General features: G+C 66.8%; 26 protein-coding genes and 4 tRNA genes. 18 read left to right on the forward strand and 12 right to left on the reverse strand.

Annotated elements, in window-relative coordinates:
- Positions 1-93: 93 nt before the first annotated feature.
- The 5 genes from speD (at position 94) to ACZ5BM_RS14760 (ending at position 3245) form a co-directional block, all read left to right on the forward strand.
- Complete coding sequence (gene speD / locus ACZ5BM_RS14740) at positions 94-558, forward strand: S-adenosylmethionine decarboxylase (RefSeq protein WP_498908870.1); 465 nt, start codon at positions 94-96, stop codon at positions 556-558.
- Between the two features lie 93 nt (positions 559-651).
- The gene (speE, locus tag ACZ5BM_RS14745; RefSeq protein WP_498908871.1) at positions 652-1533 is read left to right on the forward strand and encodes a spermidine synthase; all 882 of its coding nucleotides are present in this window, start codon (positions 652-654) and stop codon (positions 1531-1533) included.
- 106 nt (positions 1534-1639) lie between these two features.
- Positions 1640-2077, forward strand: coding sequence for a hypothetical protein (locus ACZ5BM_RS14750; RefSeq protein WP_498908872.1), 438 nt, complete (start codon positions 1640-1642; stop codon positions 2075-2077).
- Positions 2078-2127: 50 nt separating this feature from the next.
- On the forward strand, positions 2128-2673 hold the full coding sequence (locus ACZ5BM_RS14755; RefSeq protein WP_498908873.1) for a glutathione peroxidase: 546 nt from the start codon (positions 2128-2130) through the stop codon (positions 2671-2673).
- Entirely contained in the window at positions 2670-3245 is a 576-nt protein-coding gene (locus ACZ5BM_RS14760) for a nitroreductase family protein (RefSeq protein ID WP_498908874.1), read from the forward strand. Before ACZ5BM_RS14755 ends, ACZ5BM_RS14760 begins: the two co-directional genes overlap by 4 nt.
- A 6-nt stretch (positions 3246-3251) precedes the next feature.
- On the opposite strand, the gene ACZ5BM_RS14765 is transcribed toward ACZ5BM_RS14760, so the two are convergent.
- Together ACZ5BM_RS14765 and ACZ5BM_RS14770 are read right to left on the reverse strand one after the other, a co-directional pair.
- Positions 3252-3599, reverse strand: coding sequence for a hypothetical protein (locus ACZ5BM_RS14765; RefSeq protein WP_498908875.1), 348 nt, complete (start codon positions 3597-3599; stop codon positions 3252-3254).
- Positions 3600-3664: 65 nt separating this feature from the next.
- Entirely contained in the window at positions 3665-6355 is a 2691-nt protein-coding gene (locus tag ACZ5BM_RS14770; protein ID WP_498908876.1) for a response regulator, read from the reverse strand.
- 201 nt (positions 6356-6556) lie between these two features.
- On the opposite strand from ACZ5BM_RS14770, the gene ACZ5BM_RS14775 reads away from it, so the two are divergent.
- From ACZ5BM_RS14775 to ACZ5BM_RS14790, 4 genes are all read left to right on the forward strand, one after another.
- Entirely contained in the window at positions 6557-7636 is a 1080-nt protein-coding gene (locus ACZ5BM_RS14775) for a saccharopine dehydrogenase family protein (RefSeq protein WP_498908877.1), read from the forward strand.
- Positions 7637-7657: 21 nt separating this feature from the next.
- Positions 7658-9199 (forward strand): aldehyde dehydrogenase family protein, encoded by a 1542-nt coding sequence (gene amaB / locus ACZ5BM_RS14780; RefSeq protein ID WP_498908878.1) that lies wholly within the window; start codon positions 7658-7660, stop codon positions 9197-9199.
- 29 nt (positions 9200-9228) lie between these two features.
- Positions 9229-9654 carry a DUF1810 domain-containing protein gene (locus ACZ5BM_RS14785; protein ID WP_498908879.1) on the forward strand — a complete coding sequence of 142 codons (426 nt, stop codon included), beginning with the start codon at positions 9229-9231 and terminating at the stop codon, positions 9652-9654.
- Between the two features lie 320 nt (positions 9655-9974).
- Complete coding sequence (locus ACZ5BM_RS14790; protein WP_498908880.1) at positions 9975-11468, forward strand: hypothetical protein; 1494 nt, start codon at positions 9975-9977, stop codon at positions 11466-11468.
- 187 nt (positions 11469-11655) lie between these two features.
- Here ACZ5BM_RS14790 and ACZ5BM_RS14795 read toward each other — a convergent pair whose 3' ends face one another.
- Positions 11656-11862: a hypothetical protein gene (locus ACZ5BM_RS14795; protein WP_498908881.1), complete on the reverse strand. Its 207-nt coding sequence runs from the start codon at positions 11860-11862 to the stop codon at positions 11656-11658.
- Positions 11863-11980: 118 nt separating this feature from the next.
- Here ACZ5BM_RS14795 and ACZ5BM_RS14800 point away from each other — a divergent pair, with 118 nt between their 5' ends.
- Entirely contained in the window at positions 11981-12568 is a 588-nt protein-coding gene (locus ACZ5BM_RS14800; RefSeq protein ID WP_498908882.1) for a cysteine hydrolase family protein, read from the forward strand.
- 7 nt (positions 12569-12575) lie between these two features.
- Here ACZ5BM_RS14800 and ACZ5BM_RS14805 read toward each other — a convergent pair.
- From ACZ5BM_RS14805 to ACZ5BM_RS14835, 7 genes are all read right to left on the reverse strand, one after another.
- A tRNA-Arg gene (locus tag ACZ5BM_RS14805) sits at positions 12576-12652 on the reverse strand.
- Positions 12653-12671: 19 nt separating this feature from the next.
- Positions 12672-12977, reverse strand: coding sequence for an ETC complex I subunit (locus tag ACZ5BM_RS14810; RefSeq protein WP_498908883.1), 306 nt, complete (start codon positions 12975-12977; stop codon positions 12672-12674).
- A 20-nt stretch (positions 12978-12997) separates the two neighbouring features.
- Positions 12998-13074: transfer RNA gene (locus ACZ5BM_RS14815), tRNA-Pro, on the reverse strand.
- A gap of 14 nt (positions 13075-13088) precedes the next feature.
- A complete protein-coding gene (locus tag ACZ5BM_RS14820; RefSeq protein WP_498908884.1) occupies positions 13089-14003 on the reverse strand; it encodes an N-acetylmuramic acid 6-phosphate etherase in 915 nt (304 codons plus the stop codon).
- Positions 14004-14005: 2 nt separating this feature from the next.
- Positions 14006-14494: a xanthine phosphoribosyltransferase gene (gene gpt / locus ACZ5BM_RS14825; RefSeq protein ID WP_498908885.1), complete on the reverse strand. Its 489-nt coding sequence runs from the start codon at positions 14492-14494 to the stop codon at positions 14006-14008.
- On the reverse strand, positions 14494-14844 hold the full coding sequence (locus tag ACZ5BM_RS14830) for a tRNA-binding protein (RefSeq protein ID WP_498908886.1): 351 nt from the start codon (positions 14842-14844) through the stop codon (positions 14494-14496). The genes gpt and ACZ5BM_RS14830 overlap by 1 nt, the downstream gene beginning before the upstream one ends.
- A gap of 83 nt (positions 14845-14927) precedes the next feature.
- Positions 14928-15002 (reverse strand) — tRNA-Asn (locus ACZ5BM_RS14835).
- A 110-nt stretch (positions 15003-15112) separates the two neighbouring features.
- Here ACZ5BM_RS14835 and ACZ5BM_RS14840 point away from each other — a divergent pair.
- From ACZ5BM_RS14840 to ACZ5BM_RS14875, 8 genes are all read left to right on the forward strand, one after another.
- Entirely contained in the window at positions 15113-16168 is a 1056-nt protein-coding gene (locus ACZ5BM_RS14840; protein WP_498908887.1) for an ABC transporter substrate-binding protein, read from the forward strand.
- Positions 16169-16296: 128 nt separating this feature from the next.
- A complete protein-coding gene (locus tag ACZ5BM_RS14845) occupies positions 16297-17049 on the forward strand; it encodes an adenylyl/phosphoadenylyl-sulfate reductase (protein ID WP_498908889.1) in 753 nt (250 codons plus the stop codon).
- Between the two features lie 58 nt (positions 17050-17107).
- Positions 17108-17192 (forward strand) — tRNA-Leu (locus tag ACZ5BM_RS14850).
- 161 nt (positions 17193-17353) lie between these two features.
- Positions 17354-18523, forward strand: coding sequence for a phosphoserine transaminase (locus ACZ5BM_RS14855; RefSeq protein ID WP_498908890.1), 1170 nt, complete (start codon positions 17354-17356; stop codon positions 18521-18523).
- Positions 18524-18601: 78 nt separating this feature from the next.
- Positions 18602-19762 (forward strand): ATP phosphoribosyltransferase regulatory subunit, encoded by a 1161-nt coding sequence (locus tag ACZ5BM_RS14860; RefSeq protein ID WP_498908891.1) that lies wholly within the window; start codon positions 18602-18604, stop codon positions 19760-19762.
- A gap of 22 nt (positions 19763-19784) precedes the next feature.
- Entirely contained in the window at positions 19785-21074 is a 1290-nt protein-coding gene (locus ACZ5BM_RS14865) for an adenylosuccinate synthetase (protein ID WP_498908892.1), read from the forward strand.
- Positions 21075-21180: 106 nt separating this feature from the next.
- Entirely contained in the window at positions 21181-23154 is a 1974-nt protein-coding gene (locus ACZ5BM_RS14870) for a serine/threonine-protein kinase (protein WP_498908893.1), read from the forward strand.
- Complete coding sequence (locus ACZ5BM_RS14875) at positions 23151-23654, forward strand: hypothetical protein (protein ID WP_498908895.1); 504 nt, start codon at positions 23151-23153, stop codon at positions 23652-23654. The genes ACZ5BM_RS14870 and ACZ5BM_RS14875 overlap by 4 nt, the downstream gene beginning before the upstream one ends.
- Before the next feature lie 122 nt (positions 23655-23776).
- Here the strand turns inward: ACZ5BM_RS14875 and rpoH are convergent, their stop codons facing one another.
- Positions 23777-24664: an RNA polymerase sigma factor RpoH gene (gene rpoH / locus ACZ5BM_RS14880; RefSeq protein WP_498908896.1), complete on the reverse strand. Its 888-nt coding sequence runs from the start codon at positions 24662-24664 to the stop codon at positions 23777-23779.
- A gap of 245 nt (positions 24665-24909) precedes the next feature.
- Entirely contained in the window at positions 24910-25881 is a 972-nt protein-coding gene (locus ACZ5BM_RS14885) for an RluA family pseudouridine synthase (RefSeq protein WP_498908897.1), read from the reverse strand.
- Positions 25882-25907: the final 26 nt, after the last annotated feature.

Below are 25907 nucleotides of genomic sequence, written 5' to 3' on the forward strand. Positions count from 1 at the left end.
TTGCGTTGGGGGGGAGATGGACCTATCACCCGCCGCCTTGGCCCAAGGGGGCGCTCCTGCCCAACAGGCTGTCTACTGGTTTGGGGGTACGTGATGAACGCACTTGCTCAACTGGGGATGGTTTCGGATTCTCCGAGCAATATCCAGATGTCTTCCGCTTCTTCGGCTGTCGTGCCGGAGGAATCCAAGGATTATTTCGTCGAGAAGGACGGCATGAAGTTTGCGGGAACGCATCTTCTGGTCGACCTGTGGGACGCGACGAATCTCGGTGATCCCGATCTGATCGATCGCACCCTGTGCGAGGCGGCCGTCACTGCCGGCGCCACGATCCTGCATAGCCACTTCCACCATTTCTCTCCGAATGGTGGCGTGTCCGGCGTCGTCGTGCTGGCCGAAAGCCACATCTCGATCCACACCTGGCCGGAGCGCAATTTCGCGGCCGTGGACATCTTCATGTGCGGCGCGTGCGATCCGCATCTGGCGATCCCTGTGATGCAGCGCACCTTCAAAGCCGCGCGCGTCGAGTGCGACGAGCAGCGTCGCGGCCGCGTCTTCTGACGCTGCGGACGCAGAGCCGTTATGAGGGAGGCCGGGCCAGTCCCGGCCTTTTTCTTGTTTAGGTCCATACCGAACGCACGAGGATTGGGATCGATGAGCGAGCCGACCTGGATCAACGAGACGCTTTATCCCGGCTGGGGCCAGCGCTTCAGCGTGAAACAGGAGCTCGCTCGCGTGACGAGCGACTTCCAGGACATCGTGGTGTTCGAGAGCGAGCATCATGGCCGTGTCCTGGTGCTCGACGGTGCCATCCAGATCACCGAGGGCGACGAATTCGTTTACCAGGAGATGCTGGCGCATGTGCCTCTGCTGACGCATGGTGCTGCGCGTAACGTGCTGATCATCGGCGCTGGCGATGGCGGCGTGCTACGGCGCGTTCTGCAGCACAAGGGCGTCGAGCGCGCCGTGATGGTCGAGATCGACGGCGAAGTCATTCGTCTGTCCAAGGAGTTCCTGCCGAACATCGCCGGCGATGCCTGGACCCATCCACGCGCCGAGGTGATCGTCGGCGACGGTATCGACTATGTTCGCAAGGCGGCCGATGCGTCGTTCGACGTGATCATCGTCGACAGCACCGATCCGATCGGCGTGGGCGACGTTCTCTTCACCGACGAGTTCTACCAGAACTGCGCGCGCATCCTGACCACCGACGGTCTGATCGTGAACCAGTGCGGCGTGCCGTTCATGCAGGCGGAAGAGCTGCACCAGACCAGCCTGCGTCGCGCACGCTTCTTTCCGCGTGTTTCGGCCTATGTCGCCGCCGTGCCGACCTATGTCGGTGGTTTCATGACCTTGGGCATCGCCGGCAAGGGCGAGGCGCTGGCGCGTCCCGTTCCGGCAGCGACGATCGCCGCGCGTGCCGAAGAGGCGGGGATCGCGGGCAGGACCGAATATTGGACTCCCGAAATCCAGGCCGGCTCGTTCAATCTGCCTCCCTATATCGCGCGCCACCTGCCGAAAGCTGGCCAGTCCTGACCCTGTCTGCGTTGTAACCTCGCCCTTCCGGAACGGAAGGGCGGGTCGCGGCGTCTTCCTCGGTGGTCCGGACGACGATGTCCGGTCATCCCGCGGGGTTCGCACGATGTTCCGATCCAAAGCTCGAATCGCTCTGGCTGGCGCCGCCGTCAGCCTGCCACTCGTTCTGTCCGCCTGCGCGACCCCGCAGGAGCTGGTGCAGGACAAGGAGAACCGGCTCGTCGCCGCCGGGTTCATCGCCCGCCCGGCCGACACGCCACAGCGGCAGACCATGCTGCAGAAGCTGCCGCCGCATAAGTTCGAGATGCGTCAGGTGGGCGACCACTACGTCTATCTGTATGCCGATCCGCTCGTCTGCGGCTGTCTCTATGTCGGCTCCGAGCAGGCCTACGGCCGCTACAAGCAGATGATGTTCCAGCAGCATCTGGCCGACGAGCAGCAGATGACGGCGCAGCTTTATTCCGATCCCGCTTGGGATTTCGGCGGCTGGGGCGGTCCGTTCGGTCCCGGGTTCGGCCCTGGTTTCGGCCCCTACTTCTACTGAGGGGGCGGCGGCTCTACGGTGTATTCGAGCCAGAACGAGGGGTAGTCTTTATGCCGGATCTGATGCGGACGTCGCTGACCACCATCGACGGCGGGGACGCGTCCTTGTCGGATTATGCCGGCAAGGTGCTGCTGGTGGTGAATGTCGCGTCCAAGTGCGGGCTGACGCCGCAGTACGAGGCGCTCGAACACCTCTACCGCCGTGAGCGCGATCGAGGGCTGGTGATCCTTGGCTTTCCCTGCAACCAGTTCCGCGAGCAGGAACCGGGCAGCGACGCGGAGATCGCCGCGTTCTGCTCGACCACCTATGGCGTGACGTTTCCGATGTTCTCGCGCATCGATGTCAACGGGCCGGGGCGTCATCCTCTGTATCGCGCCCTGCTGGCGGCGGCGCCGGAGCCAATCGAAAGCGAGGATGGCGGGATGCGTGTGCGCTTGGCGAAGCATGGCGTCGCCGTCGATTCGGCGGAGATCATGTGGAATTTCGAGAAGTTCCTGATCGGCCGCGACGGACGCGTGGTCGCACGGTTCGCCCCGGATATCACCGTGGACGATCCCGTGCTGGCCGGTGCGATCGAGAAGGCGCTCTCGGCATGAACGCGACCGATTGCCTGCTGGAGCGCAGCTCGACCAATGCGCTCCGCGAGCCTGCGCCGGCGGGCGAGGTCCTGGACCGTATCCTCGGATGTGCTCTCCGCGCACCGGATCATGGCAAGCTTCGGCCCTGGCGCTTCATCCTGGTGCGCGGCGACGCCATCGAAACGCTCGCGGACATTTCGGCGGATGCGTTTCGGCGTCGCGAGCCGGACGCATCGCCGGACGCCGTTTCGAAGCAGCGCGGCAAGATGCTGCGCGCGCCTCTGCTTGTCGCCCTGGTGGCGCGGATTACGCCGGGCCACAAGATTCCCGAGGATGAACAGCTGATGTCGGCGGCCGCGGCCAGCATGAACATTCTCAATGCCATTCATGCGGAGGGATTCGCGGGGATCTGGATCACCGGTGCCAATGCCTACGATCCGGCCATGCCTGCAGCTCTCGGGATCGGCGCGCCGGAGCGACTGATCGGCTACCTCTTCATCGGCACGCCGAAAGAGGCCGAGCGTGTCGTTGCCCGGCCCTCCCTGTCCGATCACGTCTCGGAATGGACCGGCGTTTCCGCCGGCCCGTGACGCGGATTAGTTCGTCACCAGCGTCCACACACCGTTGGTCTTCTTGAAGGCGAGGGTGGCGGTGTTGGTGCCGCCCTTGCTCTGTGCCGTTACGGCGCAGGAATAGATGCCGTTCTCCTTGGGCGTGCAGTCGGCGCCGGTGACGGCGAAGTTGTTGACGTCGTAGGGGCCCTTGAGCAGGCCGAGCGAATTGTCGGACGCGTTCTTGTTGGCCTGCTCCATTTTCGCGGTCACGACCTGCTGGATATCGGACTTGGTGGGTGCGCCCGCCTGCCCGCAGGCCGCGGCGACCAGCGGCAGCGCTAGCACGAGATGAGCGGGCTTGAACGAGGCAGCATTGAAAATGGATCGCACGTCGTTTCTCCGTTGCGGGCCGGTTCGGCCCTTGCGGATGAACAACGAACGAGTGCGCGCGCGGTTCAGCGGAGCGGGTTGATCGCGCGCCGGATCGCCGCCAGCAGCGCCGGCTCGTCATAGGGCTTGGCCAGCAGCACGGCGCCGGCGAACGGCCCCGTCAGCTCGGCTTCGAAGGCGGTGTCGCCGGTCGCGAAAACGAGGCCGATCGACGGGTCGGTTTCCAGTGCCGTGCGAGCCAGCGTCGCGCCGCCGACGCCGGGCAGGCCGAGATCGGTCGCCAGCACGTCGAACCGGTCGCGTCGCAGCAGATCGATCGCCGCTTCGGCGCTGCTGGCCTGGGCCACGACATGCCCGTGCGACGTCAGCAACTCGGCGCTGGTGTCGCGGATCAGTACGTCGTCCTCGACCAGCAGCACGCGCAGGCGGCGCCTGACGCCGGCGGAATCGCTCCCGTTCTGGTCGCGATTGCTCAGCACCTGGCGCAGCTTCCGGGCCAGAGACTCCGCCGTGTAGGGCTTGGACAGGAGGTCGATGCCGTCTTCCAGCTTGCCGCCGTGCAGAAGCGCGTCCTCGGTGTAGCCGGAGGTGAACAGGACCGCGAGGCCGGGAATGCGCTCCCGGGCGCGGGCGGCGAGTTCCGGGCCGCGCATTTCGCCCGGCATCACCACGTCGGTGAATAGCAGGTCGATCCGCACGCCGCTTTCCAGCACGTTCATCGCGCTGGCGGCGTCCTTGGCCTTCAGCACGCGGTAGCCGAGCTCGACCAGCATGGAGACCACCGTGTCGCGCACGCCTTCGTTGTCTTCCGCGACCAGGATCGTCTCGTTGCCGCCGGCGACGACGGGTGTGTGTTCCGGCTCCAGCAGCGGCGGTTCGTGTTCCATCGTGCGCGGCAGGAACAGGTGGATGGTGGTGCCCTGAGCCGGTGCGCTGTCGATGCGGATATGGCCGCCGGACTGGTGCACGAAGCCGTAGACCATCGACAGGCCGAGGCCGGTGCCCTTGCCTTCCGGCTTGGTCGAGAAGAACGGCTCGAACACCTGCTCGATGATCTCGCGGCTCATTCCATGGCCGGTATCGGTCACGGACACGTCCACGTAGTGGCCGGGCGTGGCGTCGCCGTGACGGTGGCAATAGCTGTCGTCGAGGATCGCGTTGGTGGCGTCGATCGACAGGCGGCCGCGACCGTTCATGGCGTCGCGGGCGTTGATGGCGAGGTTCAGTAGCGCGTTTTCAAGTTGGGTCGGGTCGATCATGGTGGACCACAGCCCGGCGCCGACGCGCGTCTCGATCTCGACCGCCTCGCCGAGCGAGCGGCGGAACATGTCGTCCATGCCGGCGATCAGCCGTTCCACCCGCACCACTTTCGGCTCCAGCGGCTGGCGCCGGCTGAAGGCGAGCAGTTGCGAGGAGAGCTTGGCGCCGCGCGCGACGCCGGCGAGCGCATTGGCGATGCGCCGTTCCGCACGCGGCATGCCGGCGACGTCGCGGCTCAACAGGTGGAGATTGCCGCCGATGACCTGGAGCAGGTTGTTGAAATCGTGCGCCACGCCGCCGGTGAGCTTGCCGATCGCCTCCATCTTCTGCGCCTGACGCAGGCGTGCCTCGGCGATCTCGCGTTCGGCGAGGGCGGCGGTGACCTGTTGTTCCAGCGCCTGGGCGCGGTGGCGCTCCTCGGCCAGCACGCGTGCGGTGGACAGAAGGGCGGAAAGCTGGCCCGCGACCAGTTCGGAGAAGCGCCGCGCGTCGGCATCGACGGCGATATGGCGGTTCTTAGCCATCACCAGCACGCCGACAACGTCATGGCCGGCCAGCAGCGGCAGGATCACGGTGAGCCGGTTGGCGAAAGACGGCGGATCGATCAGGAAGCCGGCTTGCAGCGTTTCCACCGGGCCGCCCGCGGCCACGCGTGCCACGGCCTGGAGGCGTGAATCCTCCGCCGGTTCGGTTCCGGACGGGATCTCGGCGATCGCAGGATCGGGTCTGCCGCCATGGGTGGCTTCGAGACGGAAATGGCCCTGCCTGTTCTGAAGATAGACCAGGGCGTAAGGCACGTCCGGTCCGCGTTTCTCGGTCAGAACCGACACGAAGGCGCGCGCGGCATCGGCGGCGGTCTCGATTCCGGCGCGCAGGGACAGGTCGCGCAGGATCATCAGACGGCGCTCGTCCAGCACGCGTCTGGTCTGGTCCACGACGATGCAGAACACGCCCTCGATCCGGCCGTCGCTGGTGCGGATGGGGTTGTAGGACACGTCGAAGAACGTGTCCTCCAGGAAGCCGTGGCGGAGCTGGCGGAACAGCATCGCTTCGCGGTCGTAGGTGCGGCCGGTGCGCTGCACGCCGCGCAGCAACGGCTCCAGCGAACCCCAGAGCGCCGCCCAGCCTTCGCGCGCCGGCCGGCCCAGGGCGCGCGGATGGTTCTCGCCGATCGCTGCGCGATAGGCGTCGTTGTAGAAGGCGATCAGCTCCTCGCCCCAGAACAGGCAGATCTGGGAGCGCGAGGTGAGCAGCAGACCGAGCGTCGACTTGAGCGCTTCCGGCCAGTGTTCCGGGGTGCCGAGGGGGCTGTCGCGCCAGTCCATCGCCTGGAGGAGCCGCCCGCATTCTGTCTGCGGCGTCAGGAAATCCGTGCTCGACCAGCTGCCGGCCGCTGCGGAAGGCTCCGCATGGCGGGATGACGGCGGGGAAGACGACGGGGACGGTTCCGGGAAGGAAACCGTGTCGGGCGTCGTCGATGATGGAAGCTCGGTCACCCTGGTTCCGTCGTTCGGTCTCACCGGTGGAGCATAAAGCGGGGAGGGTGGCAACGAAATCTCCCCGCATCGGCGTTTCGCCGATGCCATCGGCGAAACGCTGAACCGATTTGTCCGTCCTGGGCGATACGCAGCTGGAACTCGTCCGGTTCCGCACCGATCCTCCCGCCTTCGCTCGACAGTTCAGGGAGTTCCAGGTTCATGCAGCGCATCGCCATCGTCGGCGCAGGCAAGATCGGCGGCATGATCGCCGCCATGCTGTCGGCCAGCCAGTCCTACGACGTCACCGTGCTCGACCGCGATCAGGCCCAGCTCGACCGGCTGCGCGGCGCCCATCCGGTGAGCCGCGTGCGTGTGGACATCGATGACGAGGCGGCGCTCGCGGCGGCGCTTTCCGGCATGAAGGCGGTGCTGAATGCAGGCCCGTTCCAGCTCACCACCCGCATCGCCCGTGCGGCGCGTGCGGTCGGCGCGCACTACCTCGATCTGACCGAGGACGTGGCCAGCACCCGCGTGGTACGCGGCCTGGCGGACGGCGCGCCGAGCGCGTTCATTCCGCAATGCGGCCTGGCGCCGGGCTTCATCACCATCGTCGCGCACGACCTGGCGCAGCGCTTCGACACGCTGCACGACGTGCGCATGCGCGTGGGCGCCCTGCCGCAATTCCCGACCAACGCGCTCGGCTACAACCTGACCTGGAGCACGGACGGGGTCATCAACGAGTATTGCGAACCCTGCGAGGCGATCGTCGACGGGCGCATCCAGCAGACCATGCCGCTCGAGGAGCTGGAGAATTTCGCGCTGGACGGCATCGCCTACGAGGCGTTCAACACCTCCGGCGGTCTCGGCTCGATGTGCGAGACGCTACTGGGCCGGGTGCGGAACCTGAACTACCGCACCATCCGCTACCCGGGTCATGCGGCGATCATGAAGACCCTCCTGAACGATCTCGGTCTTCGCGACCGGCGTCCGCTGCTGAAGGAGATCTTCGAGACCGCGATCCCGGTGACCATGCAGGACGTGGTGATCGTGTTCGTGACCGTCACCGGCATGCGCGACGGGCGCCTGATGCAGGAAAGCTACGCCAACCATGTCCGCGCCGGCATGATCGATGGCGTGCCGTGCTCTGCGATCCAGATCACCACCGCGTCCGGCATCTGCGCCGTGCTCGACCTGCTGATGGAGGGCAGCCTGCCGGAGAAGGGCTTCGTCCGTCAGGAGGAGATCGCGCTCGACGCGTTCCTCGGCAACCGCTTCGGCCGCAACTACGTCACCGCCTGAACCGAGCGAAAGGGTTTTCCCATGGCACAGCATGACAGCATGGCGGCCGAGGCCGGCGCGATCCTCGGCGGGTTCGGCATCGCTGCGTCGATCCTGCAGGCCGACGGCGTCGGCACGATCGACGCGCGCTCGCCGCTGACCGGCGAGATCACCGCGCGCTTGGCGACCGAGACCGCCGAGACGGTAGCGGCGAAGATCGAGCGTGCGCACGAGGCGTTCCTCGCATGGCGCGTCCTGCCTGCCCCGCGACGCGGCGAACTGGTGCGTCTGCTGGGCGAGGAACTGCGCGCGAACAAGGACGCGCTCGGCCGTCTGGTGACGCTCGAAGCCGGCAAGATCGGCTCCGAGGGGCTCGGCGAAGTGCAGGAGATGATCGACATCTGCGACTTCGCCGTCGGCCTGTCGCGCCAGCTCTACGGTCTGACCATCGCCACCGAGCGTCCCTCGCACCGGATGATGGAAAGCTGGCATCCGCTCGGCGTGGTCGGCATCATTTCCGCCTTCAACTTCCCGGTCGCGGTGTGGTGCTGGAACGCCGCGCTGGCGCTGGTCTGCGGCGACCCGGTGCTGTGGAAGCCGTCTGAAAAGACGCCGCTGACCGCGATCGCCGTGCAGGCCCTGGTGGAGCGCGCGATAGCCCGGTTCGGAGCCGACGCGCCGGCCGGCCTGTCGCAGCTTCTGATCGGCGGCCGCGAGATCGGCGAGGCGCTGGTGGATCATCCGAAGGTGGCGCTGCTCTCGGCCACCGGCTCCACCGCCATGGGCCGTGCCGTGGCGCCGCGTCTGGCGGCGCGGTTCGCCCGCCAGATCCTGGAACTGGGCGGCAACAACGCCGCCATCGTCGCCCCCAGCGCCGATCTCGATCTGGCGCTGCGCGGCGTCGCCTTCGCCGCCATGGGCACGGCCGGGCAGCGCTGCACCACGCTGCGCCGCTTGTTCGTGCACGACAGCGTGCATGACGCGTTCGTGGCGCGCCTGAAGGCGGCCTATGCCTCGGTGAAGGTGGGCGATCCGCGCGAGGGCGACACGCTGGTCGGCCCGCTGATCGACCGCGCCGCGTTCGACGGCATGCAGGCGGCGCTGGCCGAAGCACGCGCGGCGGGGGGTGTCGTGAGCGGCGGCGAGCGCGTCCCGGTGTCAGGCGAGGACTCGTTCTATGTCCGCCCGGCGCTGGTGGAGATCCCGACGAATGCTGGCCAACCCGAGGTGGTGCGCCGCGAGACCTTCGCGCCGATCCTCTACGTGATGCGCTACGGCGCGCTGGCCGATGCGATCGCGCTGCAGAACGACGTCGGCGCCGGGCTCAGCTCGTCGATCTTCACGCTGGATCTGCGCGAGGCCGAACTGTTCGTCTCGGCGCAGGGGTCGGATTGCGGCATCGCCAACGTCAATATCGGCCCGTCCGGCGCCGAGATCGGTGGGGCGTTCGGCGGTGAGAAGGAGACCGGCGGCGGCCGCGAGAGCGGTTCGGACAGCTGGCGGGCTTATATGCGTCGCGCGACCAACACGGTGAACTACGGCACCTCCCTGCCGTTGGCGCAGGGGGTCGTGTTCGAGGTGTGAGCCAAATCCCCTGGGAAAGGGGAAAGGCCATGACTGGAAACTTCGATCTGGACCGGTTCGTGCGAGCGCAGGAACCGGTGATCGAGCAGGTGGAGCGCGAACTGGCCGAGGGCCGCAAGCGCACGCACTGGATGTGGTTCGTGTTTCCGCAGCTACGCGGGCTCGGCCACAGCGCCACGGCACAGCTCTACGCCCTGGACGGCGGCGCGGAAGCGGAAGCGTTTCTGCGCCATCCCGTTCTGGGGCCGCGTCTTCGGGCATGCACCGATCTGGTGCTGACGGCCAGACCGGCGTCCATTACCGATATGTTCGGCTATCCGGACGACATGAAGTTCCATTCCTGCATGACGCTGTTCGCGGCGCTGCCTGGGCAGCCGGACGGTTTTCGCTCGGCGCTGACGGCGTTCTTCGATGGCAGGGCGGACCAGAACACGTTGCGCCTGCTGCGTGGGTGAGCAACGCATGAGCCGCAGTCTCGAAAGTCTCGGTCCGTGGTGAGCTCGCGAGGGTGCGCCACGCGACCGCCGTTAGGCAGTTTGCAATGTTTCGCTACGCAATAATGGCAGGCACGACATTGCGCCATGGTCGTGATCGCCACAGAGTTCGCTGAATTCGTCCGTATGCGGCGATCAACAGCATGGCCGTTTCGTCGAAAGATCCGATCTCCGACCGGCCGGATTGCTGACCATCGTCGCGCATGGTTCAGCTGAAAGCCAGGTATTCGTCCTTGAAATTGCTGCTGACCCAGGATCCGTGCCGCGGACCGGTTTTCGGAATGACCGCGAACGGGTTCAACTATCAGTGGCTCGACGGGCTGCTTCGTACCGGCTTCGAGAGCGCCGGATGGTCGGTGAGCCTCGCTGCCCCGATCGCCGCGGGCGGTGATTTCGATGCGGAGCCCGTCGCCGTCGCCCTGTCCCTCGAGCGCGACCCCGCCGGCTGGGCCAGCCTGTCCGGAATCCGGGATGACACGCCGCAGGCCGAGACTCTCGATCGCGTCCTCGATGCGCAGTTCGGAGAGCCATGGCCCGATCTGTTGATCGGCTACGAGTTGCCGCCGTGGCTGGCGCGATGGGCGCATCGCCGGCAGATCCCGTTTGCCAGCATCGGTCCGGCAGCACAGCGCTTCCTGCCGGATCTGCTCGTGGAACTGCAGACCTCTTCCGTCGCGCTCGCCGGTGTGGCCGCCCGGCTGGCGGTGGATCAGGCGGAACTGGATCATGCCGCCGCCCGCTTCGGCGCCACCCGCCGCGCCCGCCACCATCTGCCATTGTTCGATTCCGGTCGGCTCGGTCTGGTGGTCGGGCAGATGGCGGTGGACGCCTCGCTCATCAGCGATGGCCGCTTCGCCCGTCTCGACGATCATATTGACCGGATCCGCCATCTCGCCGACGGACTCGACGCCGTGCTGATCAGCCCGCACCCGTACGAAGCCGATCGCACGCCATTGCATCGGCTTGCGGACGCGTTGCCGCGTGCCTGCCTCACCACCATCGGCACCTACGACCTCCTGAGCGCGGCATCCGTCACCGATGTGATCAGTCTGTCCTCCTCCGTACTAACGGAGGCGCCTTTGTTCGGTGCCCGTGCCCATCGCCTGATCGAGAGCGACAGGAGCCGCTGCTATGCCGCGCTCGGTCATGAAGCGTCGGTGCTGTCGCTGGACCAGCTGCAGCGTGCCCTGGCCGCCTTCGTGCGTGGCGACCATGACGTGGCGACCCCGGGCAACGTCATTCCGACCGTGGGCGCTCCTTTCCGCGAGGCGATCGACCATCAGTGGGGCCTGGACCACGTGTCGCTGCCGTCGCAGTTGCGGATCGGCGAGACATTGCAGGCCCGGCATACCGACATGCCGGATTCCCTGTCTGCGGCGAGCCTCGTCGCGAACTGGTGGGGCGCCGACGGGCACTACAACTGGTCGTCCGCCGAGGAGGCCGTGTTGCATCTGCGCGCCAATCACTGCGCCGGCCGCACGTTGCTGGTGCGGCTCTGCGTGCCGGCGCATGCAACGGGGCCCGTCACGATCACCCTGTGCGCCGGCAGCAGCGAAACCAGGGCGGAGATGTTGCCCGGGACCGAGCAGGTGCTGGCCCTGGCGATCACCCAGGACATGCTGCTGGGAGGGACCTTGCTGGACGTGCGGTTGCGTTGCGATCGTCTCACCCGGCCGGACGCCGAGAATCCCGACAGGCGCGGCCTGGGGCTCGGCTTGCGCGATATCGCTATCGTGCCGGACGAGGCCGGTTCGCAGGGAAACGCCTCGTGCTGAACTGACGAGGCATGTGATAAGCCCTCATCGCTGGCCTTCGAGCCGGTGCGGCTCTTCACGATCAGGTCTTCGCTCGTCGTATCGGTATGCCGAAAGCCCAGAGCGGCTGGTAGGGAGCGTTCGTGGGTGGGGGGTTGCGCGGGCCGCCGCGAAAGCGGTCGGGATCGATCGTATCGTCGGTTGGTCTTCAGCGTCGTTTGCGGCGGGCGCGGTCGAACAGGATGCCGGCGGTCAGCAGATAGACCATGGCCCCGGCGAGGGTGACGGCGGTCCAGACCGGAAACGCGACCGTCCCGTGCGGTGCCGCGCGCCATTCCAGCAATTCCTGCCCGAAAACGAGACCGTTGAGCGCGACGACGACAAGGCCGATCCAGAGCGGGGTCGAGGGTTTCATGGCGCGGAGTTTAGGGGGCGGTGCAGGTGGAGACCAGCATTGCGGTTGATCGCTGTTGCCGACCGTCCGATCAAGGCGTGACCATCGGGGCAAGGCCGGTGATAGGGAGTGTGTGACGATGCGTCTGTCCGACAAGGCCGTTCTGGTGGTGATCGACGCGCAACGGGCATTCGAGGCGTGGGAGTCGCGTGGGCGACATCGCAATAATCCCCGCGCCGTTGAACGGATTGCCGCTTTGTTGGAGGCGTTCCGTGCCGTGCATCGGCCGATCATCCATATCCGGCATGCCAACCGGGCGGAGGGTTCCGATTTCCATCCCGACGGCGCGCTCTTCGCCCCGATCGAGATGGCCAGGGAGCAGCCTGGCGAGGCGGTGATCGTGAAGGCGGTCAACAGCGCCTTCATCGGCACCGATCTGGAGCAGCTTCTGCGCGATGCCGGTATCGAGCAGGTGCTGATTTGCGGCGCCACCACCAATCATTGCGTGGAGACCACCACGCGTATGGCCGGCAATCTCGGCTTCGATGCTGTTTTGGTCGAGGATGCGTGCTGGACCTTCGATCGCGTCGGCCCGGACGGAACGCCGCATCGCGCCGAGGATATCCATGCCATGTCGCTGAGCAATCTCAACGAGGAGTTCGCCGAGATCGTCGAGAGTGCGGTGGTTGTCGCCGCCGTGCGTGCCGGCGGTCGGCGGGCGGACTGAGGGAAGGTGGCGCGCCCTGGTGGATTCGAACCACCGACCCACAGCTTAGAAGGCTGTTGCTCTATCCAACTGAGCTAAGGGCGCGCAGGGAAACCGTTTGGGATCAGTGGGTCCAGTTCGCGCGACGGTCGAACCGGAAATTGTCGGCATAGGCCTTCGGCGGACGCACGCGCGCGGTGGGGAGTTCGAGGTCGAACGGGATGTTCTCGCGCTCAGCATAGGCGATCGCGTCGTCGCGGGTCGGGAAGCGAAGGGTGAGCTGGCTGCGCGTGTCGCCCGAGCCGAACCAGCCCATCAGCGGGTCCTGGATGCGCTGCTCGCTCTGGCCGTATTCCAGGATCCAGTCATGCGTGTTGGCTTGGCCGGACTGCATGGCGGTCTTGGGCTGCTGATAGATCCGGGCACGCATGGACGAACACCTTCCTCAACTGGTCGGGGCGCCCGGACTCGAACCGGGGGCCTCGTGTACCCAAAACACGCGCGCTACCAGGCTGCGCCACGCCCCGAACCGCCGGAGAAGCTATGGAGTTGGCTTCCCGCTGGCAAGCCCATCCAGCACCGGACGCAGATGGCCGCCGGTCTGGTCCAGTGCCGTTGTCGCCGCATCGGCCTCCAGCCCCAATGCGACCAGGATCGCCGGCTTCACCTGGCCTCCGGTGCGTTCCAGCGCCTGCGACGCATGTTCGGGATCGCACCCGGCCAGATCCGACACCATCGCCACCGCGCGACGGCGCAGCTTTTCGTTGCGCGCCTGCATGTCGACCATGCGGCCCTGATGCACCCGGCCGAGCCCGGTCATCATCGCCGTGGACAGCAGATTCAGCACGATCTTCTGCGAAGTGCCCGCCTTCATGCGTGTGGAGCCGGCGATCGGTTCCGCGCCGGTGGGTACGAACAAAGCGTGTTCCGACGCGTCGAGCAGGGCGCAACGGGGACTGTTGGCGAGACCGATGGTGAGCGCGCCGCGTACGCGTGCGTCGCGGATCGCCGTCACCGTGAAGGGCGTGCCGCCGCTGGCCGCAACGCCGATCAGCACGTCGTTCGCGCCAATGGCTGCGTCAGCCACCTGCGACAGCGCCGCCTCGCGGTCGTCTTCGGCGTTCTCGACCGCTTCGGTGAGCGCGCGCAGACCGCCCGCGATCAGCAGCACCAGCCGCTCGCGCGGCCAGTTGAAGGTAGGCTCGAGTTCGGCGCCGTCTTGCGCACCCAATCGTCCGGACGAACCGGCGCCCGCATAACAGAGCCGTCCGCCCGCGCGCAGGCGGGGCAGGGCGGCGTCCACGGCTTCGGCGATCGCCGGCAGAGCCGGCCCGATCGCTGCGACCGCGGCGAGCTGTCCTTCCCAGAGCGAATCGACCTGATCGCGCGCCGTCCACGAATCGAGCCCGGCATGGCGGCGGCTGACCTGTTCGGTCGCCGCCGGAGGAATCGCCATGTTCAGGCGGTCTTGCGCGCCAGGGGCGGCACGAACAGCGGCGCCGTGTCCCACGGGAACAGGATCCATGTGTCCTGCGGCACCTCCACCACGAACTTGTCGGTGAAGGGGCGGCCGGAGGGCTTGGCGTAGAGGCAGGCGAAATAGGCCTTGGGCAGCAGCTTGCGCACCAGCTTCGCGGTGACGCCTGAATCCACCAGATCGTCGATGATCAGGAACCCGTCCCCGTCGCCCGCCGCACTCGCTGGCTTGATCACCTGAGGCTCGCCCTGGGCCTGCTCGCCGGCATTCTCCTGATCGTAGGACACCACGGAGATGCTCTCGATCAGGCGCAAATCGAGCTCGCGACCGATGATGGCGGCCGGGATCAGGCCGCCGCGGGTGATGGCGACGATTCCCTTGAATGGGCCATGCGCGATCAGTTGCTCGGCCAGAAGACGGGCGTCGCGATGCAGCTGGTCCCAGGTGACGGTGGCGTAGTTGATGGCCATCAGAACAATTTTCCCCCATCGGGCACGGAATGATCGGGCCGCACCAGAACCACCTCGCCGGTTCGGTCCGGCAGCCCCAGCGTCAGCACTTCGCTCATGAACGATCCGATCTGCCGGGGCGGGAAGTTCACCACCGCGCAGACCTGCCGTCCGATCAGCTGGTCCGGCTTGTAATGCCGTGTGACCTGCGCTGACGAGCGCTTGATTCCGATCGGCGCGCCGAAATCGATCCACAGCTTGATCGCCGGCTTACGGGCCTCGGGGAAGGGCTGGGCATCCGTCACGGTGCCCACGCGAATGTCGAGCGCCTCGAAATGATCGAGTCCGACGGTCGGGCGTGGCTCTGTCATCGCGCGATCTTGCCGACGGCGCGGGCGTCCCACAAGCGCAACCAGAGCGGCAGCGGTAGACTTATAGAAGAAGGAGAGATGCCTGGCTCCCGGAGTAGGGATCGAACCTACGACCGAGCGATTAACAGTCGCTTGCTCTACCGCTGAGCTATCCGGGACCGGCGGCGCACCCTATAGCGGAGCTCTCGAGGGGACGTAAAGACCCCCTCGGCGGATTCGTGTCAGTTTCGCGACCGGCCCCCTGTCCATCCTCGGGAGCACCGTTTCCATGAGCCAGCGCCCCTTTCTCCGACCCGGCCGCCGCGCGGTTCTGGGCGGTCTCGCCGGTGTCGGCGTGCTGGCAGGTGGTGGGTTCCTGCTGCGCGACCGGCTCGACCATGCGGGCAAAACCCCGCACGCGCAGCCGGACGGCGTGTTCCGCAAGCTCAAGCTCGCCTGCCCGCATCCTCAGCACGATCCGGTGCTGGCCATGGCGCTGCGGGACGGTTTCATGGATCGCTACAATCTCGACATCACCGTTCTCGACGGAGCCGATACCGGGCGGCAGGCATTGGCCCAGCTGCATGAGGGGGCCGCCGACGTGGCGATCGCGCCGGCCTTATCCTGGCTGCCGGAGTTGCTCGGCGGACTCGACGCCAAGCTGATCTGCGGCCTGCAAAGCGGCAGTTCGCGCCTGTTGGTCGATCGCAAGTCGCGCTTCAAGCGCATCGAGGATCTCTACCGCCACACCATTGCTCTCCCTGACGCGGCCGGCGGTCCGGATGCAGGGGCGGATCGGCTGTTCTTTTCCATCGTCATGCGGCGCAAGGGCATGAACCCGAACAAGGACGTGAACTGGGTTTCGGTCGCGCCGGAACGGTTCGGCGAGGCCTTGGCCAGCGGGGAGGCGCAGGCCGTCGGCGGCCATGATCCGGTGATCTGGGAGGCGAAGGAGTCGCTGCATCTGAACGAACTGGCGTCCTCCATGACCGGCAGCTACGGAACCAGGGTAGTTCGCGTCCTGGGCGCGCGGAACGACCTGCTGGACCGCGATCCGCGCGCGGCGGTGTCGCTGGTGCTGGCGTTCCAGGATGCTGCGCGTGCCGTGGCCAGCCATTTGGCCGAGACCGCCAGCGTCATGGCCGACCAGCTTCCGGACATGCCGCAGGACTCGATCCTCAAGATGCTGCAGGCCGAGAACCATGCTGTGCATCCGGTCGGGCAGGAACTACGCGAACAGATCGCACAATACGTCGACGAGCTGAAACTGATCGGCCTGGTGGCCGAGGACGAGGATTCCGGCGCCCTTTCCAAAAGGTTCTGCGCCGCGATCCTGCACGGCTGACGCTATTTTCACGCTGCGTCGTCGTTGCTCTGTCGGGAATACAATCCAGCTTTGCAACGTGAAATAAAACCTTTCCTTCGCGGGTGCGTCCTTTATATCTGAGCGCGTTCCGAAGGATTCCACAGGCCATGGACCTACAATCCGATTTTCACACTCTGCAATCGGATATTCCGGCCCGTGCAGAGGCGCGCGATGTCCGCGACGCGTTCGAACGTCTGAATGCCCTGCAGGCGCAGGGTGCGGACGGGCGCATGCTGTTACGTCATGTGTTGCTGCAGATGATGCCGGGCCGGATCGCCACGGTGTCCTCTTTCGGGGCGGAATCCGCCGTGCTGCTCGCCCTGATCGCCGAGATCGACGACACCGTGCCGGTGTTGTTCCTGGAAACCGGCAAGCATTTTCCGGAGACGCTGGCCTATCGCGATACCCTGACGCGCGAACTCGGCCTGCTCGATGTGCGCTCCGTTTCGCCCGATCGCGCGGCTCTGACCGATCGCGATCCGGGCGGTGAGCTCTGGCAATACGATACCGATGCCTGCTGCGCCCTGCGCAAGGTGGAACCACTGGCCGATGCGCTGGGCGGGTTCGAAGGCTGGATCAGCGGCCGCAAGCGCCATCAGGCCAGTACCCGCGCTGCGATCCCGTTCGTGGAACTGGATGGCGATCAATTGAAGCTGAACCCGATCGCCGATTGGGACGGACCGCGTATCCAGGCCGAGTTCGCTCGCAGAAATCTGCCGGCGCATCCTCTTGTGGCACGCGGTTTTCCGTCCATCGGGTGTGCCGTTTGCACCCGCGCGGTAGGGGAGGGCGAGGACGCTCGCGCCGGGCGCTGGTCCGGCAGCAACAAGACGGAATGTGGCATCCATCGGCGCGGCTGATCCGTGCCGGAACCCTTTCGGAACTGCCCGAAATGGTTTAGGAGCCGATCGACTGCATGCGGGTGTGGTGGAATTGGTAGACGCGCCGGACTCAAAATCCGGTTCCGCAAGGAGTGTCGGTTCAAGCCCGACCACCCGCACCAGTCTTTCCGGACGGGGCCGACCCGACCCGCCGCCTCGCGCTGTGACGTGTTACATGGTGCTGCACCGTAGGATATAGACGGCGGACCCGCCGAAAGTGCGCGCCGTCATCCCGGCCCGCGTTGTTCCGTGTCCCACCGTTCAACCGAGACGGCCCGTTCCCATGAGCACGACCCAGCGGCCGCAGCGCCTGCCCGACAATCCGCGTTTCTCCTCCGGCCCCTGTGCCAAACGTCCTGGGTGGACTCTCGATGCACTCCGGGGAGCGGTGCTCGGCCGGTCGCATCGCGCCGCCGATACCGCCGCCGCTCTTCGCGAGGTGATCGACCGGTCGCGGGCTCTGCTCGGCATGCCGGAGGATTGGCGTCTCGGCATCGTTCCGGCCTCCGACACCGGCGCCGTGGAGATGGTGCTCTGGTCGCTGCTCGGTACGCGCCCTGTGGACGTGCTGGCGTTCGAGAGTTTTTCCGCCCAATGGGCTAACGACATCACCGCCCAGCTCGAACCGACGGAGGCTCGCGTGCTGTCGGCCGAGTACGGCTCGTTGCCCGATCTTGGCGCCGTGGACTGGTCGCGTGACGTCGTCTTCGCCTGGAACGGCACCACCTCGGGCGTGTGCATGCCGGGCGCAGAGGCGATCCCGGCCGAGCATGACGGTCTGGCGATTTGCGATGCCACCTCCGCCGCCTTCGCCATGGATCTGCCCTGGGACCGGCTCGATGTGGTGACCTGGTCCTGGCAGAAGGTGCTGGGCGGGGAAGCCGCACACGGTATGCTGGCTCTGTCGCCGCGGGCCGTCGAGCGTCTGGAAGCTGCGCCGAAGCTGCGTCCGTTGCCGAAGATTTTCCGCCTGACCAACAAGGGCAAGCTCATCGAGGGGATCTTTCGCGGGGACACCATCAACACGCCCTCGATGCTCTGCGTGGAAGATGCGCTGGACGGGCTGCGCTGGGCGGAGAGCATCGGCGGCCTGCCGGCACTGATCCGGCGCTCGCAGGCCAATCTCGCCGCGATCGCCGAATGGGAGGCTACATGCCCCTGGGCGTCCTTCCTGGCCGCCGATCCTGCGACATGCTCGTCCACCTCCATCTGCCTGCGTCTCAGCGGCGACTGGTTCGAGGGGCTTGTTGCAGCCGAGCAGGCCGCGGTGGCGAAATCGCTCGCTGCTCTTCTTCATAAAGAAGGGGCTGCTCTGGACGCCGGCTCCTATCGCGACGCGCCGCCCGGTTTGCGCCTTTGGGGCGGGGCGACGGTGGAAACGAGTGATCTCCAGGCCGCACTGCCGTGGCTAGACTGGGCCTGGGCGGAAACGCGCCGCGCCCATGGCGGCTAAGTCGCTATCGTTTCGGTGCAGGACCGCTTCCACGCCGCGGTGCTTCATCCGCGCGGATGCCGATGGTAAGGACGCCTCATGAGCGACGACACCCATCCCGGCAGCGAGGAGCCGAGCGGCTTCAGCCGTGCCTTGTTGCCTGCCGGCCTGCGCGACCTGCTGGCGCCCGATGCCGAGATCGAGGCGCAGGGCGTGGAAACGCTGATGGGCGTGTTCTCCTCGCACGGCTACGAGCGTGTGAAGCCGCCGCTGCTGGAGTTCGAGGACAGCCTTCTGTCCGGTTCCGGTGCCGCCGTGGCCGAGCAGACTTTCCGCCTGATGGATCCCGACACGCATCGGATGATGGGTCTGCGTCCGGACATGACGCCGCAGGTGGCGCGTATCGCCGCCACCCGTCTGGTGAACGCGCCGCGCCCGCTGCGTCTGTCCTATTCGGGCGCCTGCGTGCAGGTGAAGGGCGGTTCGCTGTCGTCAGACCGCCAGGTGAGTCAGGCTGGGATCGAACTGCTGGGCGAGGATTCGCCTGAGGCCGATGCCGAGATCGTCGCCATCGGCGCGGAGGCTCTTTCGGCCTTGGGGCTGGAGCGCATCTCCTTCGACCTGACCATGCCGCCTTTGGCACCCGCCCTGATCGCCGAGGCCGGCGTGGCGGAGGCGGATCGCGTTGTGCTGATGCGGGCGCTCGACCGCAAGGACGCCGCGGACGTTTCGCGTCTGGGCGGTCGCATGGCGCCGATTCTGTCCGAGCTTCTGCTGTCCGCCGGTCCGGCTGCAAAGGCGCTGGAGGTCTTGCGCGCCCAGCCTCTGCCGCCGGCCGCACGGGCGCTGAGCGATCGTCTGGCCGAGACCGTGTCGGCGATCGAGCGCGCCGCACCCGGTTTGCGCCTGACCATCGACCCGATCGAGTTCCGCGGCTGGCGCTACCATACGGGCGTGTGCGTGACGGTGTATGCCGCCGGTCGCCATGAAGAGCTTGGTCGTGGCGGGCGGTATCTGGGGGGAAACAACGAGCCGGCCTGTGGTCTGACGCTGCGCACCGAGGCGCTGCTGCGTGCGGCTCCGCCGAAGCCGTCGCGTCCGCGGCTGCTGGTGACGCGCGGGGCCGATCCGGCGCTGCTGACCCGTTTGCGCGCCGAGGGCTACGCCACGGTCGCGACTGCCGCTGTGGCGGAGGAGGCCGAAGCGCGCCGCCTCCATTGCACCCATCTTCTTCGCGGCGACGACGCCGTCGCCCTCTGAACCTCGTTTCCGGAGCCGCCCAATGTCCAATGTCACCGTGATCGGCGCCCAGTGGGGCGACGAGGGCAAGGGAAAGATCGTCGACTGGCTGGCCAGCCGCGCCGAGATCGTCGTGCGCTTCCAGGGCGGGCATAATGCCGGTCACACGCTGGTTGTGGGCGACCAGACCTACAAGCTGAGCCTGCTGCCGAGCGGTCTGGTGCGCGGCAAGATGGGCATCATCGGCAACGGCGTGGTGGTCGACCCCGAGGCGCTGCTGGGCGAGATCGACCGCGTCCGTGCGCAGGGTCTGCCGGTCGGGCCGGACACGCTGCGCATCGCCGAGAACGCGACGCTGATCCTGCCGGTGCACGGCGCCATCGACCGTGCCCGCGAGGCGGCGCGCGGCGATCGCAAGATCGGCACCACCGGGCGCGGCATCGGCCCGGCGTACGAGGACAAGGTGGCCCGTCGCGCCATCCGGATCTGCGATCTGGCCGAGCCGGAAACGCTGGACTGGAAGCTCGACGAGATCCTGCTCCATCACAACACGCTGCTGGCCGGTCTCGGCGCCGAGACCTTCGAGAAGAGCGCGCTGCTGTCGCATCTGCTGTCCCTGGCCCCGAAGCTGTTGCCGTTCATGGAACCGGTCTGGGACCGTCTGGACGAGGCGCGTCGTGCCGGCACGCGCATCCTGTTCGAGGGCGCGCAGGCGGTGATGCTGGATGTGGATCACGGCACCTATCCGTTCGTGACTTCGTCCAACACCGTGGCCGCCAATGCCGGTACCGGCGCCGGTGTCGGGCCGGGTGCGGTGGGCTTCGTTCTGGGCATCGCCAAGGCGTACTGCACCCGTGTCGGCGCAGGACCGTTCCCGAGCGAGCTGTTCGACGAAACCGGTGCCGAACTCGGCCGTCGCGGTCATGAATTCGGCACCGTCACCGGCCGTCCGCGCCGTTGCGGCTGGTTCGATGCCGCTCTGGTGCGTCGCGCCGTGCGCGTGGGCGGGATTAACGGGTTGGCTCTAACCAAGCTCGACGTTCTGGACGGGCTCGACGAGATCCGCATCTGCACCGGCTATCGCCTGGACGGGAAGGAGCTGAGCCATTTCCCGTCCGCGCCGATGGCGCAGACCCGGGTCGAGCCGATCTTCGAGACGCTGGAAGGCTGGAAGGACAGCACGCGCGGCGCCCGCTCCTGGGCCGAACTGCCGGCGCAGGCGATCAAATACGTGAAGCGGATCGAGGAGCTTGTGGAAGCGCCGGTGACGCTGCTCTCCACCAGCCCGGAGCGCGACGACACCATTCTGATGCGCGACCCGTTCGAGGGCTGAAGCGCCGGTCGGAACGAGGGCGGTGCCGGGCTCGTGACCGGCACCGTTTACGGTTTCTTCATCACACCGCGTCCATTCTCGCGCCCAGGCAAGGCGGCGACGGGGAATGACGGAAAACGGGGACGCGGAGTCGGGCTCCATCGTGATCGGCGGGCGCTACCGGGTCCTGCCGGATCAGCCGCGGGACGGTTACGGCGGCTTGTTCTCATGCGCAGTGGACTATGCCGCGACCGCCATCGATCAGGTGACGGCGCCGCCTCTGGTGGCGGTGCGGGCCCGTCGCGACGCCCCGCCGCCAGCCAATCTGCAGAACTATATCCACACCTTCAATTCCGGCCTGCTGATGCCCGTGGCGCATGGGACCGGCGGCGGCGCCTATTGGATCGTCTGCGATGCGCCGCTTGGGCCGTCCTTGTTGGATGCGCCGTTCGCCCAGCCTCTGAGTGAAGCGGAACTGGTCAATACCGTGATGAAGCCGCTCGCGCAGGCCCTGGGCCGGCTTCATTCCGCAGGGCTGACGCACCGCGCCGTGCGCCCGGCCAATCTGTTCCGGTCCGAGAGCGGCCGGGTCCTGCTCGGCCCGGGCTGCCTTGTGCCATTCGCGTTCGACCAGCCGGTGCTCTACGAGCCGCCATCGAGCGGCTTGTGCACACCGCATTGCCGCGGCCCCGGCCTGGCCGCCGATGACGTCTATGCGCTGGGCGTGGTTCTGCTCGAACTGCTGCTCGGGCGTCCGCTTCTGACCGACATGACCGATGGCCAGATCGTCCAACGCAAGCTGGAAATCGGCTCGTTCCAGCTGCTGGCCGGAAACGAGCGCATGCCGCCGGCCTTGGCATCGCTGCTGCGTACCATGCTGTCGGACGATCCGGTGGGGCGTCCGTCCCTGTCGAGTTTGGCCGACCAGGGTGTCGGTGCGGAGCGTCCCAAGACGGCGCGGCCGGATGCACGTGCGCCGCGTCCGCTGATGCTGGGCAGGACGCCGGTCTACACCGCCCGCATGCTGGCCCAGGCCTTCAGCCGGCAGCCGACGGAGGCACTGGCGTTTCTGCGTGCTGGAACCGTGGACCAGTGGCTGAGACGAGCGCTGGAGCAGCCGGCGATCGCGATGAGGATCGAGGAAACGCTGCGAACGGGGCGGGATCGAACGTTCGAAGGCAGCGATGCCATGCTGCTGATGCAGGTGATCGCCATGCTGGACCCGCTGGCGCCGATGTTCTGGCAAGGCGTCTGGATCTGGCCGGACGCCGTGCCGACCATGCTGGCGCGCCTCGTCTCCGAGGGCGGTGATCTCGCACCCGTCGCGGAGATGTTGAAAGTCCGCGCCTTGCGGCGGTGGTGCTTCGTGTCCGGCCGCGTCGTTTCGGCTGCGGTAGAGGAGGTGGAGCGGCGCAATAGCCGGGTGGCCGAACTGGCCGCAGGGTTGCGCCTGCCCGGTCTGTGCTACGCGTTGAACCCGCTGTTGCCATGCCTGTCGCCGGTTCTGCAGCGCAGCTGGGTTCTGGGCGCCGAGCAGCTGCTGGCAGCGCTGGAGGCGCAGGAAGGCGAGCAGGCAGGGTCTGGTCGCCTGCTCGATACGCATATGCTGGCTTTGCTCGCCGCCAGAGTCGGGACGGATGATCATTCGGGTCCATTGCCAGCGATCGCGGACAAGGATTCCGCCATGCTCGATCTCACGCTTCTGGCGGGGGCGCAGAAACAGAAATCGGAGAAGACCGGGCAAAACAGCGGCTGCCCCCGTCTCGCCGCACGTCTGCTACCGGCAGCCCGTGAGCGGCTGAAGTCCTGGCCCGGAAAAGGGCGGCGCGCTCGACGCCTGGAGCGCCTCGAGCGCGTTGCGGAAGCCGGTGATCTGCCCGCGATACTGGCCCTGGTGGAGCACAACGAAGCGCGCGCCTTGGACGAACAGGCGCTTAGAGACGCGCGCGGACAGGTCGAGGCGTTGCGTGCCGGGCACCAGGCCAGCATCGATGCCGGTCAGGAGCGTGCGCGGAATGCCCGTATCGGTGGGCAGGATCTCGGCATCGCCGCCGGCGTGATCGGTCTGCTGCTCGCCGTGATTACGGAACTCGTCCTGTGAGCGGTGCTGCCGGCAAGAGAAAAGAGAAACGGGCGAAGAAGGAGAAGGCCGACACGCCCGGTTTCGCCGGACTCTGGGGGGGAGGACTGGTCTGTGGCGTCATCCTGATGCTGACGCCGGGCAGCGCGATTCTGGTGGGAGTCCTGTTGTTGCCCCTGGCCGGCCTCGCCTTGGCGATGAGCCGCAATGGCGGCGGCCGCACCATCCAGGCGTCGCTGCTGTTCGGGTTGGCCAGTTGCGTGCACCCGCTTCACGTTCTGTGGGGCGGCGACACCACGCCGGCCGCGGCGATAGTCCTCCTTCGCCAGCCCATGGTGGTGCCTGTCGGCTGGATCGCGCTGCTGGCCGGCTGGTTGGTGTCGGAACTGGCAACGGCGGCCTTACGCATCCAGTCCGACATCGCCGCTGCGTCGCAGAGACGGCGCATGATGGCACGAATCGGCGAAATCGAGGACGAGTGGGGTCCGATGCCAGCGGCGGCGCCGTTGCCGCCGCTTTGACCGAGACGCCGTCTCGGAGCTTCGCAAGGACCACGAACGAAAACAGCCGCGTCTTGCGACCGGGCTGTCGGTAGACATCGCACCCTATCGCCCGACCCGGCGCGATGCCGGGCCGGGGATCGTCAGGCGGCCTGATCTTCCAGGCGCCGCGTTGCCACCTGGGTCTTCATCGCCTTCTGCAGTTTCTCGAAGGCGCGCACTTCGATCTGGCGAACGCGCTCGCGCGAGATGTTGTAGTGCTGCGACAGATCCTCAAGCGTGGACGGCTCTTCGTTCAACCGGCGCTCGGTCAGGATATGCCGCTCGCGATCGTTCAGCGTCTTCAGCGCGTTGCTGAGGAGAGCCTTTCGGCCGCTGAATTCCTCGCTTTCGGCCAGGGTTTCTTCCTGGCTGTCGGCCTCATCCACCAGCCAGTCCTGCCACTCGCCCTCGCTGTCGGCGCGCACCGGGGCGTTCAGGCTGTGGTCCGGTGCAGCGAGGCGTCGGTTCATGTTCACCACATCGGTGCTGGACACGCCCAAGGTGGTGGCGATGTGATCGACCTGTTCCGGCTGCATGTCGCCGTCCTCGATCGCCTGCATCTGGCCTTTCAAGCGGCGCAGGTTGAAGAAGAGCTTCTTCTGCGCAGCGGTCGTGCCCATCTTCACGAGAGACCAGGAATGCAGGATGTATTCCTGGATCGCGGCACGGATCCACCACATCGCGTAGGTCGCCAGACGGAAGCCGCGATCCGGGTCGAACCGGCGCACGGCCTGCATCATGCCGACATTGCCCTCGCTGATCAGTTCGGCGATCGGAAGTCCGTAGCCGCGATAGCCCATGGCGATCTTGGCGACGAGGCGCAGATGCGAAGTGACCAGCTTGTGCGCGGCCTTGCTGTCCTCGTGGTCGCGCCAGGCGCGGGACAGTGCCAGCTCCTCCTCCGGAGCCAGCATGGGGAATTTGCGGATGTCCTGGAGATAGCGGGAAAGGTTCCCCTCCGGACTGACATTGATGACGGCAGAGACCATGTGAGCGGCTCCTTTCGCCTGGAAGCTGCAGGCATTCGACTGTCCTTACGGCACAGTGCGAAGCGGGTTTCGCAGCGCAGCGCATGGGCGCGGGGGAAGGACTTCACGTCCCCGAGACCCTTCCCGCCCGGCGGCGAAGCATCCCGGAACGTCCTGGCGGAAGGGCACGCCCGCCCTTCGCTGTTGCCCGATTCAGTAACAGGACCGCTGCGGTCCTGTCAATTTAATCCGTCATGAAACAACGTTCATTCAAACAAGCTGCGCCGCAGTGTCGCGAAATCCTCCGGGGGCGCGGTCTCGAACCTGAGCGTTTCGCCGGTTTCGGGATGGATGAAACCGAGTGTCGCGGCATGCAGGGCTTGGCGCGGGAAATCCAGCGCCGCCCCTTTCGCTACAGGGGATAATAGCTTGGCGGCTGCCGGAATGCGACGAAGATAAACCGGATCGCCCAGCAGGGGATGGCCTGCCTGGGAGAAATGTACCCGGATCTGGTGCGTCCGCCCGGTGGCCAGACGGCATTCCACCAGACTGACCGAACCCGAGGACACGGCCAGGGTGCGGTAATGCGAAAGAGCCGGTTTGCCACCGCGTTCGACCACCGCCATGCGCTTGCGGTCGCGTGGATCGCGGCCGATCGGCCCCTCGAACGTGCCTGAAGAGGGGGTGATCATTCCCCAGCACAGGGCCAAATAGGAGCGCTCCACCGTGCGGGCGGCGAAGTTCTCCGACAGCGTGGCCAATGCGTGCTCGGTCTTCGCCACCACCATGATGCCCGAAGTGTCCTTGTCCAGACGATGCACGATCCCCGGCCGCTTCTCTCCGCCGATGCCGGGCAGGCTGTCGCCGCAATGGGACAGCAGCGCGTTCACCAGCGTGCCGTCCTCGTTGCCGGGCGCCGGATGCACGACAAGGCCGGCGGGTTTGTCGAGAACCAGAAGGTGTTCGTCCTCGAACAGGATCGGAAACGGGATCGCCTGCGCCTGCGGCTGTGCGGGCACGGCAGCGGGTGGCGCCAGGGTGAAGCGCATTCCGGCGCGCACCGGTTCGGATGGGGTGCGCAGCACCTGGCCGTCGCGCAGAAGGTGCCCGGCTTCCATCAAGCCTTTGATGCGCGAGCGCGACAGGCTACCCGTGGTCTCGGCCAGGAATCGGTCGGTGCGGAGTCCGTCATGCTCCGGGCCAACGACGATCTCGATCGGTTCGGGTGCTTCGTTCATCCGACCGGCTTAACGCTCAAACCGTG

The organism is Lichenicola sp. GTC18331, assembly GCF_055386855.1.

What these genes read in the sequence shown, in the direction of transcription:
- ACZ5BM_RS14820 (WP_498908884.1), bottom strand. Translation starts at nt 14,003, where the DNA reads ATGGCGATTCCTCCGGCGGCGACCGAACAGGTCAGCCGCCGCCATGCC.
- ACZ5BM_RS14760 (WP_498908874.1), top strand. Translation starts at nt 2,670, where the DNA reads ATGAACGCGACCGATTGCCTGCTGGAGCGCAGCTCGACCAATGCGCTC.
- amaB (WP_498908878.1), top strand. Translation starts at nt 7,658, where the DNA reads ATGGCACAGCATGACAGCATGGCGGCCGAGGCCGGCGCGATCCTCGGC.
- gpt (WP_498908885.1), bottom strand. Translation starts at nt 14,494, where the DNA reads ATGGCCATCAACTACGCCACCGTCACCTGGGACCAGCTGCATCGCGAC.
- ACZ5BM_RS14885 (WP_498908897.1), bottom strand. Translation starts at nt 25,881, where the DNA reads ATGAACGAAGCACCCGAACCGATCGAGATCGTCGTTGGCCCGGAGCAT.
- ACZ5BM_RS14800 (WP_498908882.1), top strand. Translation starts at nt 11,981, where the DNA reads ATGCGTCTGTCCGACAAGGCCGTTCTGGTGGTGATCGACGCGCAACGG.
- ACZ5BM_RS14810 (WP_498908883.1), bottom strand. Translation starts at nt 12,977, where the DNA reads ATGCGTGCCCGGATCTATCAGCAGCCCAAGACCGCCATGCAGTCCGGC.
- ACZ5BM_RS14855 (WP_498908890.1), top strand. Translation starts at nt 17,354, where the DNA reads ATGAGCACGACCCAGCGGCCGCAGCGCCTGCCCGACAATCCGCGTTTC.
- ACZ5BM_RS14790 (WP_498908880.1), top strand. Translation starts at nt 9,975, where the DNA reads ATGACCGCGAACGGGTTCAACTATCAGTGGCTCGACGGGCTGCTTCGT.
- speD (WP_498908870.1), top strand. Translation starts at nt 94, where the DNA reads ATGAACGCACTTGCTCAACTGGGGATGGTTTCGGATTCTCCGAGCAAT.
- ACZ5BM_RS14870 (WP_498908893.1), top strand. Translation starts at nt 21,181, where the DNA reads ATGACGGAAAACGGGGACGCGGAGTCGGGCTCCATCGTGATCGGCGGG.
- rpoH (WP_498908896.1), bottom strand. Translation starts at nt 24,664, where the DNA reads ATGGTCTCTGCCGTCATCAATGTCAGTCCGGAGGGGAACCTTTCCCGC.
- ACZ5BM_RS14860 (WP_498908891.1), top strand. Translation starts at nt 18,602, where the DNA reads ATGAGCGACGACACCCATCCCGGCAGCGAGGAGCCGAGCGGCTTCAGC.
- ACZ5BM_RS14795 (WP_498908881.1), bottom strand. Translation starts at nt 11,862, where the DNA reads ATGAAACCCTCGACCCCGCTCTGGATCGGCCTTGTCGTCGTCGCGCTC.
- ACZ5BM_RS14775 (WP_498908877.1), top strand. Translation starts at nt 6,557, where the DNA reads ATGCAGCGCATCGCCATCGTCGGCGCAGGCAAGATCGGCGGCATGATC.
- ACZ5BM_RS14865 (WP_498908892.1), top strand. Translation starts at nt 19,785, where the DNA reads ATGTCCAATGTCACCGTGATCGGCGCCCAGTGGGGCGACGAGGGCAAG.
- ACZ5BM_RS14755 (WP_498908873.1), top strand. Translation starts at nt 2,128, where the DNA reads ATGCCGGATCTGATGCGGACGTCGCTGACCACCATCGACGGCGGGGAC.
- speE (WP_498908871.1), top strand. Translation starts at nt 652, where the DNA reads ATGAGCGAGCCGACCTGGATCAACGAGACGCTTTATCCCGGCTGGGGC.
- ACZ5BM_RS14785 (WP_498908879.1), top strand. Translation starts at nt 9,229, where the DNA reads ATGACTGGAAACTTCGATCTGGACCGGTTCGTGCGAGCGCAGGAACCG.
- ACZ5BM_RS14830 (WP_498908886.1), bottom strand. Translation starts at nt 14,844, where the DNA reads ATGACAGAGCCACGCCCGACCGTCGGACTCGATCATTTCGAGGCGCTC.
- ACZ5BM_RS14845 (WP_498908889.1), top strand. Translation starts at nt 16,297, where the DNA reads ATGGACCTACAATCCGATTTTCACACTCTGCAATCGGATATTCCGGCC.
- ACZ5BM_RS14840 (WP_498908887.1), top strand. Translation starts at nt 15,113, where the DNA reads ATGAGCCAGCGCCCCTTTCTCCGACCCGGCCGCCGCGCGGTTCTGGGC.
- ACZ5BM_RS14750 (WP_498908872.1), top strand. Translation starts at nt 1,640, where the DNA reads ATGTTCCGATCCAAAGCTCGAATCGCTCTGGCTGGCGCCGCCGTCAGC.